Source organism: Imperialibacter sp., assembly GCF_040222815.1.
Taxonomy (GTDB): Bacteria; Bacteroidota; Bacteroidia; order Cytophagales; family Cyclobacteriaceae; genus Imperialibacter.
Window position 1 is genome coordinate 1 of the sequence record NZ_JAVKCH010000033.1, and the last position, 1,323, is coordinate 1,323.

Sequence of the window (1,323 nt, forward strand, 5' to 3'; positions counted from 1 at the left end):
CGCAAGAGTTTGCTACCGCAAACGAGTTGGTAAAAGCAGCAAATGCCCGCATTTCCTGCTTTCACCAACTGCTGTTAGTCACCTATCTACCCTATGATAACTGTAACTTTACGTAGGGAGTATCTCTTCGGATCACGGCAAACATGCGACTGATCAGTTTATTTCGAATGGCATTGATCACGACCATATGGTGTTTCCCTTCACTGATTTTTTTACGATAATATACGTGATATTCGTTCTCAGTTTTTAAGGTGTTAACAGCTCCCATACTGAGCAGAGCTTTCAGCTTTTTATTGGCGATAGAAGATACCTGGGTTCGCTTTCTAACGCTAGTACCCGACTGATAGGGAAAGGGTGCCGTACCAACGTAACAGGCAAATTTTCGCCAGTCTTTAAATTTGGTAAAGCCATAGGTATAAGCGATCACCTGCGCGGCGATGACTTTTCCAACTCCAGGAACTGAACATAGCAGTTGATTCTGATGACCAAGCTGCTGATCTTGCTGAATAAGAAGTTCAATTTGCTGGTTGCACTTTTTGATCTGTTCCTTCAGCACTTTGAGTTGACGATTCAGGGTTGATAGGACAAAAGAAACATCTACATAGCCTTGTAGCTGCTTGTTAGCTTCTATGGCCGTGATGATGCTGGTCTTTTGCTTGATGAGCCGGAGCCGGAATGAAAGCAGCGTTTTGAGCTGGGCTACCGCAGCTAGGGGGGGAGTATACAGGGTTAGTTCATCCGCAAAACGAGCGGAAAACCGCGCGATCATCTCCGCATCTGCTTTATCCGTTTTTTTCCTTTGGATACCCATAGAATGCTTGATGCGATAAGCAGACTCTTGACATAGATCTGCCTGCGCATCAGTAAGGAAACAAGCCAGCCCATAGCTGTAGCTACCGGTGTCTTCCATACAGAACAGACAATCATGTAGAGAAGTGACGCTCTTTACCCATTTGAGCAATTTAGCAAAGCCTCTGGCATGGTTGTCAAATTGTTGATGTGACAATCCATTGGATGAAGGAATGAAGATGGCAGCATCAAGGGATAATTTGCTAACATCGATGCCGATAAAAACTGACTTTTTCATAACTTAAAGGTTGTGATGAAACAATGCGTTGAACCGACTAGCACCTTTATGAGGCATGTAGGCCTATCGTTCTATAGGGTCACAGGTTCAACAGTTAGGAAAAGGAGGACTAACACGATGTCAAGGTATTGAGCCTACACAGCGGGGCTGCCCCAGCCACTAAGTTCTCCTCCTTTTCTCTAAGATAAGAATTGGATTATTCTATATGGGTAAATATAAAGATGCAGCCGCCAGCC

At 44.4% G+C, this 1,323-nt stretch carries 1 protein-coding gene; it reads right to left on the minus strand.

Going from position 1 to position 1,323, the window contains the following annotated elements:
• Nucleotides 1-91 precede the first annotated feature (91 nt).
• Nucleotides 92-1,087 (minus strand): IS110 family RNA-guided transposase, encoded by a 996-nt coding sequence (locus RIF36_RS17175; RefSeq protein WP_350149443.1) that lies wholly within the window; start codon nt 1,085-1,087, stop codon nt 92-94.
• Nucleotides 1,088-1,323 lie beyond the last annotated feature (236 nt).